Raw genomic sequence first — 17,531 nt, forward strand, 5'->3', positions numbered from 1 at the left:
ATTGCATCGTTAGTTTCCGATGGCTGCCGCGATTGCGGCGTTCGCCTTCTTGGTACCTTCGGTCAGGGCTGCTTGCGCATCCTTCTGCCCGGCGAGCATCGCCTCGAACTCTTCGTTGAGGATGTCTCTCACCTGCGGAAGATTGACGAGCCGCACACCCTTGGAGTTTTCCGTTGGCGCCTTGCCCATCATCTGCAGGATCGGCGTTTCACGGCCGGGGTTCTTTTCATAGAATCCCGACTTCTTGGTTTCCTCATAGGCCGCAAGGGTGACGGGCAGATAGCCCGAGACCTGATGCAGGCGTGCCTGGATTTCGGTCTTCGACAGGAAATTAAAGAACTCGGCGATGCCCTTGTATTCATCGTCGGATTTGCCGCCGAATACCCAGAGGCTTGCGCCGCCCGGGATCGTATTCTGCGGACCGCTGCCCTCGTAATAGGGCAACTGGCCAATACCGTATTTGATACCCGACTTGATGATGTCGCCGAGGCCACCGGATGATTCCGTCAGGATGGCGCATTCACCTGATGTGAAGAGCTGCTTTGCCTCCGAGGTGCGGCCACCATAACGGAACGTACCGTCCTTTGCGAGATCGGCTATCGCCTGGAAATGCTGCACGAACAGCGGTGCGTCTACCTTCAGTTCGACGTCGGGGCCGGCAAGGCCGTTCTCGTTCGTTCCGTAAGGCACGTTGTTCCAGGCTGCGAAGTTTTCGGTCTGGATCCAGGTGAGCCAGGTGGAGGTGAAGCCGCAGGCCGAAGCGCCGCTCGCCTTGATCTTCTTGGCCGCGTCGAACACCTCCGGCCAGGTCTTCGGCGGGTTCTCCGCATCGAGGCCGGCCTTCGTAAACGCGTCCTTGTTGTAATAGAGGATCGGCGACGACGAATTATAAGGGAAGGACAGCATCGTACCGTCCGCCTTCGAATAATAAGCGACGATGCCCGGCAGGTATTGATCCTTGTTGAATTCGTAACCGCCCTTCTGGAGCACCTCTGCCACCGGCAGGATCGCGCCTTCCGCACCCAGCATCACACCGCTGCCTGCATCGAAGACCTGCAGGATGGCGGGCGCCTGCTTGGAGCGGAACGCGGCAATGCCGGCGTTCAACGTTTCCGGGTAGGTTCCTTTGAAGACGGGCACGACTTTGTAGGCGGTCTGGCTGTCGTTGAATTCCTTTGCCAGCTTGTCGACAACTTCGTTGTTGGCGCCGGTCATGGCGTGCCACCAGGAAAGCTCGGTAGCGGCCAATGCGTTTGAAGCAAGGCCGACTGAAAATGCGGACGCGACCACGACGGTCCAGTTCAAATGTCTGAACATGATTCCTCCCATTTCTCAAAAGCCAGGGCATTTGGCACGCCCGGCAAAATCGATCCTCCTCGATCGAAGCTTACGCAACCTTCGCTGCGAAACCAAAAAGTAGTAGAAGCGAAATGAAATGAATATGCAACGAAAATATGACAATAGAACGCGTATTCCACTTAACCATGACGTGCCGTGTTCTCTTCACCGAGGCCGGTGGAAATCCCAGCCAAATCTGCGCGATTGGGCGAGATTGTTGCCCCTCGGTTTTGGCTGCCAGGGCGTGGGCGCATGGTCGCGAAGCGTGAAATGCCTCGGGAGTGCGGAGCGGCTTGCCGGGGGTAGTCGGTCCCGGTTCCCGGCCTGCGGCCGGCGCTTGCGCTGAACCTCCGCGGCGACCCTTTTAACCGGTCAAGCCGCGCGCGAACGGGCTTTGGCCGCGATAGCGGCCGCCGCCTGGTACGCTCATCCTTTTCTGGGCGTGCAGCATGACCAGCGTGGGCACATCGCGCGCACGGAGCCAGTTTCGCAGAGATGCCCAGCCGGCAAGGCATCAGGCTCAGTACTGTTAAGCCTGCATCGGAAGCGACCTTGGACTTGTCTTTTCTATCAGGATGCTTGTGAGGCGATCGGACCGGAAAGCGTCGCCGCAACGATGGCCTGCATTCTCGAGAAGGCAGGCTACATCAACTCGGCCGGCGGTTGTCTGTGCTATTTGACGGCAAAGGCGCGGCGAGGGGAGTTTTCGCTCGGACCAGTGTTGATGGCGTTGTTGCGAGCAAATGGCGCTTCAGTCCGGGAGCCTTAGTAGCGCCCAAAGTGGCGGTCTGCGACTTGGATGGGCTCATGCTAGACTTTTGCGCCGGTCGAATGAGCGCAGATGGCTTCCAGGAGTTTGATCGTCATTGCCTGTCCCAGGCGTGGAATCTCGGAAAAGCCTTCACGGTACAAAAGTCTTGTCATGATGGTCTCCGCGAACTGCGGGTTCATCTGGCGAGCGACTTTTAGAGCCTTCTCGCATTTGTCTCCGAAGGGCGTAAGGGCCTCATTGAGATACTCGACACCGTGAGTCTTCACGACGCAGGCGATGTCGAACATGTCGCGGGGCTGCATCGTGGCCCGCGGTAAAATATTTTCTTTGCGATGATTTCGCCAGGGGTCTCAAGCAGGACGTCGCGACCGCGCACCTCCGCTTTCACCGTGGGGTTATCAGTCAGGCTGGGCGCGCAGATAAAGTCGATTTCGCCAACATTCTCGAAGACGATCTTCAATGTTCTTGATCCATCGGACTGATAGCCGTCAGGGTTGATGTCGAGCGCGTAGCCCTGTGTCTTCGGGTTCAGAAGCTGCGGATCATCGATGAAGATGTCGACATCAAAGCTCTCGCGATGATCGATCTGGAGCATCAGGGCGGTACCGCCTCTAAAAGTCCAATTGTCGATCAATGTGAGTTGGGAGCTTGCCTGATCGATAATGCAGCCAGCGTGATCAAACAGGTCCCCCCATCTGCTGGCTGGGTGTTCGACCAATTATGCCGCCCGCGCCAAAGGTAGCGGGTAACCGGCAAGTGCCGAGAACTTCCGTGCTAAGTCGGAAGCGATCGCCGGATCAACGTGCATTTCGCCAAGGAACGAGATCTGAAGGTTCTCGTCTACCTCGGAAAAAAAGGAGAACGCCGACGCATCGAAATTGACTGCGCTGGCAGGATCGGAAATCTTGGATGCCAATTGCTCAGCCGAAAGCTTCGTCCCATAAGGGGCGTTGACAGTCGACAAAACCTTTACTGCAACAATAGACATCTTCCTCGACCACAGCACCTTCAGGTTTCTATATACCTTGACGATCCTTGCGAAACAAGGATCGTCGGTGACTACGCCGTCACACGTTAGCCTCGCGAGGCTCTTCTAGGCATCTATATTCGGCCGATTTTCCGTTGTTGCGGCTTTTCTGAGGGTGAGGCTCATCTGGGGACGGTGCTCGGCCGTGGTCGCCGGCTGGGAAACGAAGATCTCGTTCAAGCTGGCGCAATGCGCCACCGTGACGTCGCAGCGATCCATTGCCTTGTTCTGCCCTCGGGATCCTGGCTACGTGTAATGTCGGTCACGACCGCGGCACACTCCGCGCCATGTGTGAGAACGCCATCGATACGTTCAAGGTTCAGTCCACCGATCGCAACCAGCGGGGTCGATCCGATTTTCTTCTTCCAAGTGGTGAGGCGGGCAAGCCCCTGCGGCTCCCACTTCATCTTCTTGAGAATGGTCGGATAGACCGGGCCCAGCGCGACATAGTCGGGCGCGACTGACAGCGCCATATCGAGTTCGGCCTCGTCATGTGTGCTGATGCCGAGCTTCAGTCCGGCCCGACGAATGGCGGCCACGTCAGCTTGCGCCAGATCTTCCTGACCGAGATGAACGAAATCGCAGCCTTCGTCGATCGCCATGCGCCAATGGTCGTTGACGACAAGTTGGCAGCCGTGTCTGTCGCATATGGTTCTGGCGATGCGGATATCGCTACGAACCTCGCTATCGGGTCTTTCCTTGATGCGAAGCTGGACCAGCCTCACTCCAATTGGAACGAGGCGTTCGACCCAATTCGCGCTGTCGACAATGAGGTAGAAGGGATCGAGCTTCATGAGAAGACTGCCTTTCCGATCACCGGGGTGGAGGGGACTGCCAGGTCTCGCGGTTCGAGCATGCCGGCTTCAAAAGCCAGCCGACCGGCCTCGATCGCCTTGGCAAAACCCGATGCCATCACGGCCGGATTTCCCGCGCCGGCCACCGCGGTATTCAGGAGCACGGCATCGAAACCGAGCTCCATCACTGTCGTTGCATGCGAAGGGCGGCCGATGCCCGCATCGACAATCAGAGGCACGTCCGGGAAATGCGCGCGCATCGACCGCAAGGCGGACGGATTTTGCGGCCCCATGGCACTGCCGATCGGAGCGCACCAGGGCATCAACACGCGGCAGCCAGCTTCCAGCAGGCGCTCGGCGACAACCAGATCGTCGGTTGTATAGGGAAAGACCTCGAAGCCTTCGTTCGAAAGGATCCGTGCGGCTTCGACCAGCGAGAACACATCCGGCTGCAATGTGTCGTGATTGCCGATCACTTCGAGCTTGATCCAGTTCGTCTTGAAAACCTCGCGCGCCATCTTGGCAGTGAGCACCGCCTCCTTGGTGGTGTGGCAGCCGGCGGTGTTCGGCAGTATTTTCGTCCCGAGCTCGCGGATCAGTTCGAAAAACGCACCTCCCGCTTTGCCGCCGGCCGTCTCTCTCCTCAACGAGACCGTGATGATTTGTGTCCCTGAAGCCCGCACGGCGTCCGAAAGCACGGCTGGAGATGGATAGCCCGCTGTTCCCAGAAGCAGTCGAGAGGTGATTTCCGTGTCGTAGACTTGCAGCATGTTCAGCCACCTTTCATCGGCGAGAGAATTTCGATGCGATCATGATCGCCTAAGCGCCATCGATCGCGGTCGGCCGCGTGAACGAGTTCGCCGTTGACAGCGGTCGCCAGCCAGCTTCCTTCATAGTCGAGTGCAGCCATCAGTTCGGCGAGCGTCGAGCAGGCGACCTCGTGCTCTTCGCCATTGACGTTAAGGTTCATCATAGAACTCCGATCTGTGGTCCGGGTTGAGCAGAAGTTCGGCAACGTCGTGCGCAAGAGCCGGCGAGAGCAGGAAACCATGCCGATACATACCGTTCACGGAATAGATCGAACCGCTTTTCGTGATCCTTGGCAGATTGTCGGGGTAGGCGGGGCGAATGCCAGTTCCGGTTTCGGTGATCTGCGCTTCGCCGAAGGCCGGGTGCAGGGCGTAGGCTGCGTTTAAGAGCTCCATCAGCGACCGTGCAGTGATAGGACCGGACAATTCGCTCTCTATCATTGTTGCCCCGACCATGAAGACGCCCTGGCGGCGTGGAACGACATAGATGGGGTGTCGAGGATGCAGGAAGCGCACTGGACGCGACAGTTGAATGTCGCCGGTGCGCAGATAGAGCATCTCGCCACGCACGCCCCGCAGTGCCGCGTCATCCGGGAGCCTGGCAGGGCCTGTGCAGTCAATATGCGAATCGACACGGCGATCGACGGTGGCATCGGTCGCCTGGCCGAAATGAAAACGCACCCCCATGGCCATTAATGTGTCATGGAGTGAAGGCAGCGCCTCTCTCGGATCGAGATGCGCTTCCCTCGGGAAGTGGAGTGCACGAGAAAAACGGCCGGCGAGATCGGGTTCCAGTTCGGCTATCTGGTCTGCATCAAGCCATCTGTGCCCTTTGGTTCGCGCCGCGAAGCGATCGAGCTCGCGTGTATCGCGCGCGGCGGCGACGACAAGTGTCCCCTCTTGCACGACCTTGTCGGGCAGCGCCGTCTTCCACCACTCGATGGCTGTCGCGCCGACGCGTTCGACTTTCTCGTCGGCACTTTCGCGCTCACACCAGGGCGCCAGCATGCCGCCCGCAAACCAGGATGCGCCGGCGCCAATCCGTTTTGAACGTTCGAAGACGTCGACCTCAATGCCGCGTCGCGCCAGTTCGTATGCGGTGACAAGGCCGATGACACCCGCTCCGTTGATCAGCACCTGCCTCATTTGGCAGCCGTTCGAGCTGTTACCTGGCCGGAGCTGTAGGGCCATTCATCCATGCGCCGCACCGCTAACGGGCGTCGATGTTGCCGTCTATGTCCGCGGTTTGGCTCGTGTACGACATCTGAAAAAACCATTGGTCGGCTCCAACCTTGACGTTTGGAGACCCAGATCTTGGCGCTGGAAAGATAGAGACACGTCCACGCGATCGCAAAGGAGCTGTCGCAACTGCCGTCGTTCCCACCGTCCCTACGCCAGCATGAACTGGATCAGGTTCAACGGGTCATTGCGCTGCGGTCGAAAGAGCCGATCCGCCCAGCAATATCTCAGCCCCTTGTCGGGACTCCCCTGGTGAATGAACCGAGTTGAACGGCCAATGCCGTGCTTTGTCAAGCGTTGTTAGTCTATTTCCAACGGGGCTAAAGCGTCATCCACATACCTTAGACTCAACGCGTATCGCGCCGAGAGGAGCAACATGAGCCGGCGCATCAATGCGGCGGGCCTCGCGCTCGTCTAGCGGCGGGAAGGCATCAAGGAGCATGCGTTTAGTAGAAAAGGCGCTGCAGCGTGAGTTTTGCTCTCAGGCAAGTGGAGGCATCGTCTGCCCCACAACAATCAATGGTCTCGAATGTTCTCAAGCGATTCCTTTCTCGCTTCTTCATTGATGTCGCTCAGAGACCTTTCATGGTTGGTGCCGTTCCTGGAAGTGACACACATTTCCCAAGCACACCGTCGTGTCCGCCTGCGCGGGCGCGCCCGAGGCGATGAGAGCCACGGCGATTCATGCAGTTCGACCATTTCTCCTCAGTAGGGCGCCGTCCTGGAGCCATGAGTTTCCCCCGTTTTTGAGTGGTTCACGGTGCAAGCCTGGTCGGAAAATGGCCAGCATCCAATAAAAAGGAATCCGAATGGCGCCATATCTGTGCAGAAAATTCGCTCGGCCGCGAAAGGGCGGTCAATGCAAGCAACTTCACCTCCGTCATGGTCGCGCTCGATCGCTATGGCGACATGTTTGGTCTCGATAAGTCCCGTCGCCTGCTGCTCGCAGCACGGACATGAACGTGCCGACTTCCGATTCTATCGCGAGGTCTGGGGACCGACGCCGGCGCTGAATTAACGAGCACATGCATATCGGATCGGGCCTCGGATCCGGAATATTTTCAGCTGTCTCTGGGGCATCTCGATGACGGCGTGGCCGTTGCGCGGCCACGCTGACCGGAGTATGCCTGGCGTAGTGTGATCCCAGTCGAGGGCCGAGAGTGGGGCAGCGCGTCACTCTGCGGTGTTGAGCAACACATCGCCTAGTGCAGCATACTGGTCGGTTGCTGTTCGCTCTGAATTCGACGTGTTGGGCTCGCCCGCCTACAGAACCAGCGACCGCACTCTGTTAACGCCAACTCATCCGTATTGCCGAACCTAAATTCATCCATCAGGAATTTTGCGAGGCGGCCAGCGCGGATGTCTTGGCGCGGGATCCTCGTTTCGAAGCAAATGCGATCGAATATCCTTTGAAGTGTATCGAGCTGTTCGGGTGCGAGTTCAAAACCTGACTGGTCAAAGTGAATAGCCATTTAGACCTCCCTTCTTGAGCTACCGCCTTCACCGACGAGAGAAAGATAGCGAAATCTTTAATTGGCTCCAAGTGAGCAAAAGTTGAGATTTGCGTGCGTCGAACTGCTGCTGGTAGCGGGGAATCCGGCTCAGAGCCCACAGAGATGCGGCGCTTATAAAAGGCGCCGCGGGAACGACAGCGGAAACGAGACGACCCCTTAGCCGCCCCTTTCCTTAAATGCGAATTGTTCTCGCCAATCATTAGATTTAGTTCGATATTTAGTCGTTGCTGAGATTGCTAGCGGTCTTCCCGCAGAGCCCTAAAAGAAGGCCGCTCTTTTCCAGTTGTCCCGCCGGGTCAGGCAGCCACCCTCCCAATTAACCAGCCATTTGTTTGAGCGCATCGTGGTCGTGGATGCCGCTTTGAAAAAGGCTGATCAGGTGCGCCGCGAGCGTAACGGCTTCATCGCTATCAAAGGCGAGGTGCCTTTCCTGAACCATTTCCCGGAAGACACATTCGATCTGCTTGAAGTCGTCAGGCGTTACAATCCCTGTGCGAGATCCAACCGCTTTACCCATAGCCCTAATCCTAGCCGGCCCAGGGGAGAACAGGGCCGACGTTTGCCCCGCATAGAGTATGCGCCGTTGCTGGGGGGATTACACTGGACTCGTGGAGGGAGATCCAGACGGTCTTTGGGTTGGAGAGTAGCCAGACCGTCCGGAGCCCACGTTGGGTTGCCTCCACAATACACCAACGCTTATGCATTTAAAAACGCGTGCGGTAGGGCATTGTTCCGATTGCTAATGTATCGTGAATCTGTTCGGCGTGCGTGCCTTATGGCTCTGGCTAAAGTACCCGCCCACGGTTCTCGATCAAGGTGCCTGCGGCGATTGGGTAAAGCTGAAGTGCATCCAGAGCGACGGCTTTGTAGTCGTCGGATGTGAGCCATCGACGAAGGTGGCCGGCGCGATTTCGCGGTTGCTGCTTACGGCGAGGCGAGGCAACGAGCTGGTCTATGTATGCGGGGTCGGAACAGGCTTTACGGACAAAATGGCCCGCGACCTTCGCAAGCAATTGTCGGACATGCCGCCGGTCGCGCTCAAGCGCAAGAACGCGGTTTTCTGTGAGCCGGCATTTGTCGCCGAGATCACCTATACCGAGATCACCAGCGAAGGGGAGTTACGGCATCCATCGTTCAAAGGCCTGCGCGAGCTGGCCGAGAACGTTGATGTCTTCGAGCTCAAAAAATAGACCCGGGGAAGAGGGGCCTTGGAGCTGATACGTTGGGGTGCTCTTATAACTCGGGTGCGACAACAATGTTCCATCGCTGCGGTCGACAATCACCGTCGGTGTTTTCGCACCCGGATCACGTTACCGTTGTTGTTGCTGCACTGCTTACAACGCATGCGTCGACCAGGTGCCACGATCGACAGAGTTGTGCCGAACCATCCCGCCAGGCCGTGCCGATCGAGGTGATCCCAGAGCGCTGCTTTGCTTGGGGCAGGGGCGTGCGCCCTGGGACCTCTAGCGACCTAGAGGCCGCTCTGGACAATCGGCAGCCACAGACCTTCGGCGCAGCGCCAGCCGGTTAGTGGAATGTCGCACTTGCGGTCGAACTTGCCAATTGGCGCCTCGCGAACACAATTCACAGTCGAGCGAAATGGGTGTCCTGGGACCTGGAAGGTCGTCTGAGCATAGGAGGCGGTGCACGAAAAGTATGTGAGGATAGCTAGGGCGCATGCGATATAGTTCGGCATTGCGGGATCCTCTCCAATTTTAGAAGCTGCTAAAGCTACTTCAAAACGGAGCGATTTGCCCTTAGCCTTTTCGAACTAGCTCAGGCGGAGGGGACTCTTGTTCAAACATGGGAAGCTTCATTCCTTCCCATCCAGGATAATCCGCAACGTCCGGATCATATTCGCCGCATCGAGCAGGGCAGCCCTAATTTCTCCTTTACGCGGCTCTCGACAAAACCACGCTGGCACACCTCGTCGGGAACGTGTTGCCACCATGCTGCTAGAAAGGTGTCGTTCTGCAAACGGTTAAAGGGGGACCGGTCATGGAGCAGCGACGGGAAGCTCCGTCATCCGTCGTTCAAAGCGTTGCGCGAGCTGGCCGATCTTCGAGCTAAAAAAATAGGCCCCTGCGGGAGGGGCTCGAGAGTTCGACAGCACGTCGCATGTCCGCAAAAAACGCGTCTCTCAGAGGATTGTTCCTCCCCCCAGACAAGCCTTGCAGGCGCTATCGACGTGGGCCAACATTGGCCGCCTTGTAGATCGACGGCCCCATGCCCCGATACTCGGGTTGAAGGAATGTGAATTCGTAGCTCCGGGTCAATGCTTCGACCAGCGCATTGACGATGGCTGTACGGGCGACCTCTTTCCTGTTGGCGTCAATGGCGACGAGGTCTTTCGCTACTGCGTTAGGCAGCTTCCAAAGCTCGGCCGCGACGAGCGCGACAACGTCGGCATCGTCGACCGTAGTTCCGGCGCGCTCGATACGGTGGTTGATGCGGATATGCCTGACGAGTTCCTCAGCGATTGAGCGGGCGCTGTCTTGTTCGCGGCGGCGCGAAACGCCTGTTCCTGCGAAGCGGCGTTTGGTCGATTGGTCTATCACCGCCAGATGGATGGCGACGAATGAGGATAGTTTGGCGTGGTCCGTCACTTGCTGAACTCCAGATAGCATTCTTCAGTGCCCGATCGTCGATCGGGGCGAGTTGTGCCGCATGTCTGAGATTGGCGCCCGCCTAGCGCCGTGGGTCAGGATCGCTTGGCCGGTGGCCATTCGATCTTGTGTTCGAAGCAATACCAGTTTGGCGCCGACCGTCCGTGGGCATAGCCGAACGCCTCCCACTTCATGCAGCAGGGAGGTTCGCACAGATGCTCGGCCAGGCTGCTTTCCGCTCTCTTGGTAGCGCCAACCTCGTCGCTCATGCTCAATGCCCTCTGAGTAAACGGTTCTACAAATGTTCTCATTAAGGCAGAGAGTCAACGACCAGATTTGGGGAGGCTTTCCGCATAGCTCAAAATGGGGAGCGCTGAATCGCGGAGCTCAATCAACCATTCGAAGCCGGTAGGTGGCTGGCAATTACCCAACCACCAAACTCATTCATTTGCTGCCATCGACCCTTCTTGCCGTGTCGAAATCCCTCGCTATTCGATTTGTGGATTTTGAACCGATAGGGACGCACGACGCGGACAAAGATTACGGATCCATCCTCCGGCATGTCGCCTTTTCGCCATGTGGTGCCGGGCATTTTGATAGCCTCCACCCAATCAATGCGGCTTTGGGGCTATCAGCACGACGCCGGCGCCAAGCTCAAACATTTCTGCCTCAGCATTGATCGAGAGATAGTGGTTTTCGGCCAGTTCGATCAACGCTGATGAGGCCTCTTCGGGCGACCATCCTGCTGCCTCGATCCTTTCGATCAAAAACTGGAATTCATCAGTGATCGCCTCCTGGCATTGCAGGTCACGATCGGGGTGAGATTTCGGATGTCTAGGCCCGGCGATTTTCGGCATGGCGTTTCCTCCTGCAGAAGATGTTAGGGCGGTCATTTCTTTCTGCAAGGCTTGGCTAATTTAACGACTCGCCTTCGATCTTATCCAGCCGCGCCGATAGGCATCGTCGGGCACGTCGCGCCACATGTCATCATCGGACCCGTTGACTCAATTTGCTTGAGCGAGCAGGAAGACGGCCACCAAGTAAACCTCACGAAGCTCGTCGACGCCCAGACGGTGACGCCGTACATGCAGGCCCACTACGGCACGGGTGACTGCCAGCCGGAAACGGAACCGACGCGAACCATCACGAAGGACCGTGATGGTCATGTCGAGGCGACCGTCACTGCGCCGCCGTTCACGCTACGGTAGGCTGAGCGGGCTCGCGAGGTCGCCAATTTCATGCGGGGCACACGGGCTTTCGGGACGATCGCGAGTTCGTCACGGTCGAGGTCTCTGGCGTTCTTCGTCATCGTCGATATCGCCATGCGGATGCTGAAGCCGCGGGAGGGGCCTTCCCACCGGATTGCGTTCTCGCCGGTGCTCATGACTATCAGGAAGATGGCTTGGGGTCGGTCTGGCGCTTGTTTTCCAAATCCGTGCAGGTGTCCTGCGTCGGCAACTCCGTGTCGCCCCCGGTCGCGTGCGCGCTGGTCCCCGCGCATTGCGCGGTACCTGGCAGTGCAGAAGGGCGCCGCATGAAAATCACCTACGCCGAACTCATTGAATAGGCCGAAGCACAAAAGCGCCAGAAGTTCACTGGTTGGATGACCAGGCTCGCGCTCCAAGTTCCCGCGCCCCGACGCTGAGATAGAAAACAAGATGCGGGACATCGCCATGCTCGACGCTGTCAGCAGCATCTTCAAGGCGAGGGCGGCTGCATGACGATGCTATTTCAGGTGCTTTGGCGGCTTGTCATTTTCATCCGGATTCGGGTTGGGAATCTCGTCGGGAAGGACGTCAGGCTCGGGTTCCTCAATCGGTGGCTGAGGCAGGTCCGGCGGCAGGCCTGGCGGCAGCTCTGGAGGGGGCTTCGGGATCGGTTCCGTAGGTATCGTGCTCATGGTGGACTCCTTTCGGAGGCCAACTGATCCCGCGCCGTTTTTGTTCCGCGAGGGAGACGAAGCGTGACGGTAATTGCATCCAACTACGCCCGGGTCGAGAACGATCTCTACCAGACGGAACCATGGGGCACCGAGCTTCTCGAGCGCTTCCCTGTGGATGGTCTCGACGTTTTCCGGCGGCAGGAAACCACCTCATGGCCGATGTTCTGGCAGAGCAAGCCGGGTGGTGAACACGTCTGACATAGCCCTACGGTCGCCAGCATGACGAGATTTTCGACTTCCTGAAGCCTTATGGGTCTTGGGCGATTTCGGACGCCGTCATCACCAACCGCCCTACGGCAAGGGGAGCCGTGACGCCCGTCTTTTCGCCGGGTATGCGCTGCCCCGTTGCAAGGGCGCTGGTCGCTTTACTCGAGGCGACGCCTGGTGTCGCTGGCATCAAAGCCGTCGATGGTCGCCCTCTTGCGATCGATATCATGGATATCCTCAAGGTAAGGGCGGCCGAGGTCGACGCTGAGGTCGAGTTTGACCGCAGGTCTCACGGCTTGCGCGTCAGATTCTGCGCAAGAATTCGAAGACAGATCCTCAGGGCGGCCGACGCCCTTTCCCATTCACTTGCTGTACGTGGTCTTCCGCTTCTATTCTGTCCACTTGAGTTATCCTCGGAGGTAAAGCCGCGGCTTCGTTGGGGGCCAGCTGCCAGTTCGATCTGGTAGGTTGCTTTCTCGCCGCGAGCGATGCCACCCCGGCGATAATGAACTTCATTGGTAGTCTTCTAGGTTCGAACCACCCGCCAAGGATGCGGGAGTCTTGGCACAGGACTATGGACGAACCAGTGACATACGGCAGGTGTCGTATTTCCACGGTTCAACGGTACCTGACACCCCGAAATGGTTACGAACTTGTTTGGAACACATTGGCCCCCTATATACCCGCCATCGGCATTGGTTATGAGCGCTGAAAGTTTCGCCGCTCGCAAATGCCTCATCGCTTTAGACTTTTGACCACGGATGTACTGGCACTGGTTGGTAAGCGATGATGAGGAAGGTCGGTGCGGTTTCGCCCCGGCCTTTTTTCTTGCATAAAGACGAGCTCTTCCGTTTCCTTGATATTCGTGCGGACCCCTTGCGGCCCGTCGTCCGCGTGTCCGGTATTTTAGACACACGAACTGGAACGATTCCGCCGCAGGAAGCTTTCTCCCCTGCATTCATTTGCCAAGGAGAGAATTGATGAAATCGCTGGCTGATATTTTCGAACATACGCTGCAGGATGTTTATTTCGCTGAGAACGCCATCACTAGGGCGCTTCCAAAGGTCGCAAAGGCCGCGAATAGCGCGGAACTCAAGAAGGCGGCCGAGGAGCATCTTTCGGAAACGAAAGAGCAGATCAAGAAGTTGGAGCAGGTCTTCAAGTCAATCGGCAAGACGGCATCCGGCGAAAAATGCGACGCCATCGAGGGTCTCATCAAGGAGGCCGACGGTTTGATGAAAGAGGCGGAAGGGACCGCGCTGGACGCGGGACTTCTAGCCGCTTGCCAAGCTGTCGAGCACTACGAGATCGCCCGCTATGGCTCGCTTCGTGAATGGGCCAAGGACCTCGGCCATGATGAGGCGCACAAGCTTCTTAGCGAGATCCTCGACCAGGAGAAAGCGACGAACAACAAGCTCACCAACTTGGCGGTCACATCGATTAACAAGACCTCGGCGCGTTCCAAGGCTGCATAGCAAAACAAGGGCGGCACTGACCGCCCTTTTTCCATTTCATATTCAGCGCCATTGGTAGTGGCGAGACCTTTTCCTCCCGCCGGAGAGGTGGATGAATCCGGTAACAATTTCCGCAGGCAGGGCAAATGGTAAGCCGCGTGCGAAGAACCGGGATCAATTCCCGGGTCTGCAATCAGATAGCCGCTTAGTCGGCAATAGAGCAAGAGTCGGAGCGACTATAGCTCCGGCCCCCGCCAGACGGTAAACAAGCTGGTGGGGCACCAATGAAATTAGCGGCTTCGGTCGCCTTTTTCCGCGCCGGCGACGTGAGTGAGCACGCAATTTCACGCAGGCAAATGCCCGAGGTGTCATAACGGCCGGCTCTTTCTCTTTCGCGAGAGCGAAACCGGAGATGTCTACGGACACTGCGAGGAGTGCGAGCAGGGTTATCGATCGCCAGAAGAAATCCAGGGCAAGAGCGGGTTTCTAACGCTACTCAACGATTCCGATGCCGAATGGGCGACCGAGGATGAAATATCTCGAAGTGTCTGCTCGAACTATCAGATTTTCGAGGCATAGCCTCAACAGTTACGACAAGCGCTAAGGAGCGGACACCCGATGATTGCCGCCTATGGAATATGGCGGCTCGACTGTTTCCAGTTCAGCGGGTGATTGGTGGTGTCGGGGCTGTCTCTGATCCGAAATCCTCTTTGAACGCCATGAGGCTAAGTACGATCCCAACGAGGATGCACAGCAGCACGATGAAGATGAGGCCGGATTTGTTCATCAGTATGCGCCGCCTACATCCCATTGATTCCGTGTGTTTCTGAGCATTGAGGTATCTGCCACAAGGTTTTCGGCAAGAGCTGGAGATTTGGCATGGCAGATGGTGAGGGATTTGTTGGGCGCTGTGAAATTGTCGAGCCTCGTCGTGGAAACCGACGATGGCCCAATGCTGTGAAGGCGCGGATTGTTGCGGAGAGCCTTCAGCCTGGAGTTAGGGTCGCTGACGTTGCGCGTCGTCATGATCTCGTTGCGCATCAGCTTTCTTGCTGGCGACGACAAGCACGTCAGGGTCTTCTGGCGCTGCCTGCCGAACTGATGCCAGCCATTGAGGACGGGTCTATCGAACCTGCCTTTGTGCCGGTGGCGATCGCAACGGAACCGAAGGAGGCTGCCGATGCATCGCCGGTTCCGGAGCTGGTCGAGATCACTTCAGGGATTATGACAGTAGAAATAGGCGCAGACCTCGTGGTGAGGGTTCCCGGCGATGTGCCGGTTGATCGGGTTGCGGCCTTGGTGCTCGCGATGCGAGGGACAGCATGATCGTCGCGGGCCAACGCTTACCGATCCTGATCGCGACGCGGCCGGTGGACTTCCGCTGTGGCCATCAGGCGCTGGCATTGATGGTGCAGACCGAGTTGAAGCTTGATCCGCATTCCGGGGTCACCGTGGTCTTCCGGTCGAAGCGCGGGGATCGTTTAAAATTCCTGGTATGGGATGGCACCGGAATGGTGCTGACCTACAACGATCTGCATTCATACTGCATCTCTCTTTCGCATTCAGTTGAAGGTTTTGGCTTGGCTGGCATTTTACTTACGAGCGGCGACGCGATCGACGAGCTGGTTCCATCGACTGCATTGCTTTTGCGGTAAATCTGTCTTCGGAAGCTCGTACAGGTAGTAGTGCCCGTTGTAGGCATGGCTGGTGACGAGGCCGTGTTCAGCCCATCTGGCGAGAGTATGTTCATGGATATTGAGGTGTGCAGCCGCCTCCTTTTTTGTCAACATCCCACGATCCCGGAGCCGGTCATAGCGTGATCTCAGCTTGTATTCGCGAACGAGATAGGTGACGCGTTTGGTTGTGAAGCGTGCATTACGCTGGTCACGGCGCGTCACCGAGCCCGGACGATATCCCTGATCGTTGAGCATCTCTGCTATCTCGGAAAAAATATGATTGTCGAGGAGGTTATCGATCAGTTCGATGATGTCGGGGTTCGTCTTGATCTGCTGGCTGGGAGATTTTGGGCTCATGGTGACGAGCGTCTGGGTTTTACCGCCCTTGAAGCGAATATGAGCCTTGGTTGTGCCTCTCTTCGGTAGTTTGAGGAGGGTGACGTCCTCAATGATGTGGGCAAGCAGGCGCTTTCGTTCGCGGTTCGGGGTCTCTGGATTGGTCCAGAGTTTTTTGAAGTCCGCCGTCATTGCGACCAACCGCTCGTGGACGGCTTTATCGAGGATGAATTGATCGTGCTCCCGGGCGCGCTCGCGCTCTTCGCGGGCATTGGCCAAGATGCGGAGCTTCTCGTTCCATTCGCCTTCGAGCGTGTCGGCGACGAGGCGGTTATTGGGATCGACGAGCATGAAACGGCGCTGGGCGAGATCGGCTTCCGTTTGGGCGCGCTCGATCGCGCGACAGCGCAGCCGATCCGCCTCTTCATGTCGCGCTTCGATCTCTTTGCGGACTTCAATCGCCAGTTCGATGGCTGCCGGCGTCATCTGCTCTGCGATCAGCATACCGATGGCTTCGTCGACGGGAGGTGCAGCGATCGCCTGGCACAAGGGTTCACCGCGATCGCTACGGGCGCGATCACAAACGTACCAGGCTTCCTGCCGGCCGCGTCGGGCAGCGTAGCGCATGCGAAAATGCCTGCCGCATTGCCCACACACGGCGCGCCCCTGCAGCAGCGCCGGGCCTTCCCGCGGCGGTGATGCGACCGCCGCGTTCCATTTATGGCAGATGTTTGACTTCAGAATCCTCAGGTTCTCCTGATGCTGCTCCCAACTGATGTAGCCGGGATGGGCATCTGGAATACATGCCGTCCAATCATCATTATCTTGTTCACGCACAATCCTCTTGCCATCAATGGTGCGTCGATAGCGGCGGCGGCCATAGGCATAGGCTCCGGCGTAACGTGGATTGTGCAGCACACGCATCGCCGTCGAAGTCGTCAGCGGCCGGAAAACCGTCTGGCTGTTGTGCAGGCGTGAGGGAAAGAGAATGCCTTCCTGACGAAAGGCCTTGACGGTCTGGGAGGCGGATCCGACGCGAGAGAACGTCTCGAAGAAATGGACGATCGTCGATCTGATTTGCATGTCCGGCTCAAGCGCCACATTGCCGGAATGGTCATAGACCAGCCCGGTTGGCAGGGGGCAGCGGAACTCGCCGCGCCGCGCCTTGTTGAGGATGCCGCCGCGCAGCCTTGCCTTGATCACATGCAGTTCGGCTTCACTCATTGTTCCCTTGAGACCGAGCAGAAGCCGGTCGTTGAAGCTTGCCGGATCATAGACGCCGTCCTCGTCGAGGATCAGGGTGTCGGCAAGGGCGCAGATCTCCAGCAGACGCTGCCAGTCGGCATTGTTGCGCGCCAGACGGGAGACCTCCAGGCCCATTACGATCCCGGCATGCCCCATGCCGACATCGCTGACCAGCCGCTGAAACCCCTCGCGCCACGCCGCCGATGCACCGGACTCTCCTTGATCGTTGTCGATGACGATAATCTGCTCGTCGCGCCAGCCGAGGGCGACAGCGCGTCCCCGAAGCGCATATTGCCGCCTGGCGCTCTCGACGTTCTCAACGACTTGCCGCATGGAAGACTGGCGGATGTACAGGTAGGCGCCGCGTTCGAGGTGATGAGACTGGACTTTGAGATGTACATTCATGGTGACCTCCGATCGTTGGTGCTCATGGCGATTGTCGCAAGGACGTGAACGACGGCGCTGTGTCCGCCGTGCAGCGGACAAGCAATTGACGATGGGTAATTCTGCTCTCGCGGGGTGGTTGCTGTTGCGGCCAGCGCCTGTACCCATCCCCACATGCCCCGGCGCAG

The 17,531-nt window shown here is 57.9% G+C and carries 20 protein-coding genes, 2 pseudogenes and 1 riboswitch; of the genes and pseudogenes, 7 read left to right on the forward strand and 15 right to left on the reverse strand.

Annotated elements, in window-relative coordinates; all coding sequences use genetic code 11:
- Positions 1 to 9 precede the first annotated feature (9 nt).
- Entirely contained in the window at positions 10 to 1,317 is a 1,308-nt protein-coding gene (ugpB, locus tag C6558_RS26355) for a sn-glycerol-3-phosphate ABC transporter substrate-binding protein UgpB (protein ID WP_025428912.1), read from the reverse strand.
- Between the two features lie 589 nt (positions 1,318 to 1,906).
- Here ugpB and repC point away from each other — a divergent pair.
- A pseudogene (repC, locus tag C6558_RS40980) lies at positions 1,907 to 2,107 on the forward strand (replication initiation protein RepC); the annotation flags it as partial.
- Positions 2,108 to 2,148: 41 nt separating this feature from the next.
- Here the strand turns inward: repC and C6558_RS40985 are convergent.
- The 9 genes from C6558_RS40985 to C6558_RS26405 all read right to left on the reverse strand — a co-directional run bounded on the left by C6558_RS40985 (position 2,149) and on the right by C6558_RS26405 (position 8,010).
- On the reverse strand, positions 2,149 to 2,397 hold the full coding sequence (locus C6558_RS40985) for a hypothetical protein (RefSeq protein WP_156613018.1): 249 nt from the start codon (positions 2,395 to 2,397) through the stop codon (positions 2,149 to 2,151).
- Complete coding sequence (locus C6558_RS40990) at positions 2,373 to 2,705, reverse strand: hypothetical protein (RefSeq protein ID WP_025428910.1); 333 nt, start codon at positions 2,703 to 2,705, stop codon at positions 2,373 to 2,375. Before C6558_RS40990 ends, C6558_RS40985 begins: the two co-directional genes overlap by 25 nt.
- Positions 2,706 to 2,828: 123 nt before the next feature.
- Positions 2,829 to 3,098, reverse strand: coding sequence for a hypothetical protein (locus tag C6558_RS26370; protein WP_025428909.1), 270 nt, complete (start codon positions 3,096 to 3,098; stop codon positions 2,829 to 2,831).
- A gap of 215 nt (positions 3,099 to 3,313) precedes the next feature.
- Positions 3,314 to 3,931: a thiamine phosphate synthase gene (locus C6558_RS26375; protein ID WP_107027924.1), complete on the reverse strand. Its 618-nt coding sequence runs from the start codon at positions 3,929 to 3,931 to the stop codon at positions 3,314 to 3,316.
- Positions 3,928 to 4,701, reverse strand: coding sequence for a thiazole synthase (locus tag C6558_RS26380; protein ID WP_084815240.1), 774 nt, complete (start codon positions 4,699 to 4,701; stop codon positions 3,928 to 3,930). Before C6558_RS26380 ends, C6558_RS26375 begins: the two co-directional genes overlap by 4 nt.
- 2 nt (positions 4,702 to 4,703) lie before the next feature.
- A complete protein-coding gene (gene thiS / locus C6558_RS26385) occupies positions 4,704 to 4,901 on the reverse strand; it encodes a sulfur carrier protein ThiS (protein WP_025428906.1) in 198 nt (65 codons plus the stop codon).
- Positions 4,891 to 5,886, reverse strand: coding sequence for a glycine oxidase ThiO (gene thiO / locus C6558_RS26390; protein WP_084815239.1), 996 nt, complete (start codon positions 5,884 to 5,886; stop codon positions 4,891 to 4,893). The genes thiS and thiO overlap by 11 nt, the downstream gene beginning before the upstream one ends.
- A 222-nt stretch (positions 5,887 to 6,108) precedes the next feature.
- Positions 6,109 to 6,240, reverse strand: a riboswitch (TPP riboswitch).
- A gap of 941 nt (positions 6,241 to 7,181) precedes the next feature.
- Positions 7,182 to 7,451 carry a hypothetical protein gene (locus C6558_RS26400; RefSeq protein ID WP_025428903.1) on the reverse strand — a complete coding sequence of 90 codons (270 nt, stop codon included), beginning with the start codon at positions 7,449 to 7,451 and terminating at the stop codon, positions 7,182 to 7,184.
- Positions 7,452 to 7,809: 358 nt separating this feature from the next.
- Positions 7,810 to 8,010: a hypothetical protein gene (locus C6558_RS26405; protein WP_057210642.1), complete on the reverse strand. Its 201-nt coding sequence runs from the start codon at positions 8,008 to 8,010 to the stop codon at positions 7,810 to 7,812.
- A gap of 232 nt (positions 8,011 to 8,242) precedes the next feature.
- Between C6558_RS26405 and C6558_RS26410 the strand changes: the two genes are divergently transcribed.
- The gene (locus C6558_RS26410) at positions 8,243 to 8,683 is read left to right on the forward strand and encodes a hypothetical protein (protein ID WP_025428898.1); all 441 of its coding nucleotides are present in this window, start codon (positions 8,243 to 8,245) and stop codon (positions 8,681 to 8,683) included.
- Between the two features lie 990 nt (positions 8,684 to 9,673).
- Here the strand turns inward: C6558_RS26410 and C6558_RS26415 are convergent.
- Together C6558_RS26415 and C6558_RS26425 are read right to left on the reverse strand one after the other, a co-directional pair.
- Complete coding sequence (locus tag C6558_RS26415) at positions 9,674 to 10,099, reverse strand: hypothetical protein (protein WP_107027926.1); 426 nt, start codon at positions 10,097 to 10,099, stop codon at positions 9,674 to 9,676.
- Between the two features lie 611 nt (positions 10,100 to 10,710).
- Positions 10,711 to 10,956 carry a hypothetical protein gene (locus C6558_RS26425; RefSeq protein ID WP_038577891.1) on the reverse strand — a complete coding sequence of 82 codons (246 nt, stop codon included), beginning with the start codon at positions 10,954 to 10,956 and terminating at the stop codon, positions 10,711 to 10,713.
- A gap of 207 nt (positions 10,957 to 11,163) precedes the next feature.
- Here C6558_RS26425 and C6558_RS26430 point away from each other — a divergent pair.
- Positions 11,164 to 11,637, forward strand: a pseudogene (locus C6558_RS26430) (C-5 cytosine-specific DNA methylase); the annotation flags it as partial.
- 188 nt (positions 11,638 to 11,825) lie between these two features.
- On the opposite strand, the gene C6558_RS40370 reads toward C6558_RS26430, so the two are convergent.
- On the reverse strand, positions 11,826 to 11,999 hold the full coding sequence (locus tag C6558_RS40370; RefSeq protein WP_164474905.1) for a hypothetical protein: 174 nt from the start codon (positions 11,997 to 11,999) through the stop codon (positions 11,826 to 11,828).
- 63 nt (positions 12,000 to 12,062) lie between these two features.
- Here C6558_RS40370 and C6558_RS40025 point away from each other — a divergent pair, with 63 nt between their 5' ends.
- Positions 12,063 to 12,239, forward strand: coding sequence for a hypothetical protein (locus C6558_RS40025; RefSeq protein ID WP_158268962.1), 177 nt, complete (start codon positions 12,063 to 12,065; stop codon positions 12,237 to 12,239).
- A 167-nt stretch (positions 12,240 to 12,406) separates the two neighbouring features.
- Here the strand turns inward: C6558_RS40025 and C6558_RS41435 are convergent, their stop codons facing one another.
- Complete coding sequence (locus C6558_RS41435; protein ID WP_256371984.1) at positions 12,407 to 12,541, reverse strand: hypothetical protein; 135 nt, start codon at positions 12,539 to 12,541, stop codon at positions 12,407 to 12,409.
- A 687-nt stretch (positions 12,542 to 13,228) separates the two neighbouring features.
- Between C6558_RS41435 and C6558_RS26445 the strand changes: the two genes are divergently transcribed.
- The 3 genes from C6558_RS26445 to tnpB all read left to right on the forward strand — a co-directional run bounded on the left by C6558_RS26445 (position 13,229) and on the right by tnpB (position 15,357).
- On the forward strand, positions 13,229 to 13,723 hold the full coding sequence (locus C6558_RS26445; protein WP_057225602.1) for a ferritin-like domain-containing protein: 495 nt from the start codon (positions 13,229 to 13,231) through the stop codon (positions 13,721 to 13,723).
- 858 nt (positions 13,724 to 14,581) lie between these two features.
- The gene (locus C6558_RS26455; RefSeq protein ID WP_107027928.1) at positions 14,582 to 15,028 is read left to right on the forward strand and encodes a transposase; all 447 of its coding nucleotides are present in this window, start codon (positions 14,582 to 14,584) and stop codon (positions 15,026 to 15,028) included.
- Positions 15,025 to 15,357 carry an IS66 family insertion sequence element accessory protein TnpB gene (tnpB, locus tag C6558_RS26460; protein WP_107027929.1) on the forward strand — a complete coding sequence of 111 codons (333 nt, stop codon included), beginning with the start codon at positions 15,025 to 15,027 and terminating at the stop codon, positions 15,355 to 15,357. Before C6558_RS26455 ends, tnpB begins: the two co-directional genes overlap by 4 nt.
- Here the strand turns inward: tnpB and C6558_RS26465 are convergent.
- On the reverse strand, positions 15,295 to 17,511 hold the full coding sequence (locus tag C6558_RS26465; protein WP_245449216.1) for a recombinase family protein: 2,217 nt from the start codon (positions 17,509 to 17,511) through the stop codon (positions 15,295 to 15,297). The two genes, tnpB and C6558_RS26465, sit on opposite strands and share 63 nt — an antisense overlap.
- Positions 17,512 to 17,531: the final 20 nt, after the last annotated feature.

The organism is Ensifer sp. NM-2 (assembly GCF_003024455.1).
GTDB classification, from domain to species: Bacteria; Pseudomonadota; Alphaproteobacteria; order Rhizobiales; family Rhizobiaceae; genus Ensifer; species Ensifer canadensis.

Coding starts and splice junctions, on each gene's coding strand:
- C6558_RS26370 (WP_025428909.1), bottom strand. CDS start 3,098: ATGTCTATTGTTGCAGTAAAGGTTTTGTCGACTGTCAACGCCCCTTAT.
- C6558_RS26400 (WP_025428903.1), bottom strand. CDS start 7,451: ATGGCTATTCACTTTGACCAGTCAGGTTTTGAACTCGCACCCGAACAG.
- C6558_RS26380 (WP_084815240.1), bottom strand. CDS start 4,701: ATGCTGCAAGTCTACGACACGGAAATCACCTCTCGACTGCTTCTGGGA.
- C6558_RS40985 (WP_156613018.1), bottom strand. CDS start 2,397: ATGTTCGACATCGCCTGCGTCGTGAAGACTCACGGTGTCGAGTATCTC.
- C6558_RS26405 (WP_057210642.1), bottom strand. CDS start 8,010: ATGGGTAAAGCGGTTGGATCTCGCACAGGGATTGTAACGCCTGACGAC.
- ugpB (WP_025428912.1), bottom strand. CDS start 1,317: ATGTTCAGACATTTGAACTGGACCGTCGTGGTCGCGTCCGCATTTTCA.
- C6558_RS26465 (WP_245449216.1), bottom strand. CDS start 17,511: ATGGGTACAGGCGCTGGCCGCAACAGCAACCACCCCGCGAGAGCAGAA.
- thiO (WP_084815239.1), bottom strand. CDS start 5,886: ATGAGGCAGGTGCTGATCAACGGAGCGGGTGTCATCGGCCTTGTCACC.
- C6558_RS40990 (WP_025428910.1), bottom strand. CDS start 2,705: ATGCTCCAGATCGATCATCGCGAGAGCTTTGATGTCGACATCTTCATC.
- thiS (WP_025428906.1), bottom strand. CDS start 4,901: ATGAACCTTAACGTCAATGGCGAAGAGCACGAGGTCGCCTGCTCGACG.
- C6558_RS26445 (WP_057225602.1), top strand. CDS start 13,229: ATGAAATCGCTGGCTGATATTTTCGAACATACGCTGCAGGATGTTTAT.
- C6558_RS26425 (WP_038577891.1), bottom strand. CDS start 10,956: ATGCCGAAAATCGCCGGGCCTAGACATCCGAAATCTCACCCCGATCGT.
- C6558_RS26375 (WP_107027924.1), bottom strand. CDS start 3,931: ATGAAGCTCGATCCCTTCTACCTCATTGTCGACAGCGCGAATTGGGTC.
- C6558_RS40370 (WP_164474905.1), bottom strand. CDS start 11,999: ATGAGCACGATACCTACGGAACCGATCCCGAAGCCCCCTCCAGAGCTG.
- C6558_RS26455 (WP_107027928.1), top strand. CDS start 14,582: ATGGCAGATGGTGAGGGATTTGTTGGGCGCTGTGAAATTGTCGAGCCT.
- tnpB (WP_107027929.1), top strand. CDS start 15,025: ATGATCGTCGCGGGCCAACGCTTACCGATCCTGATCGCGACGCGGCCG.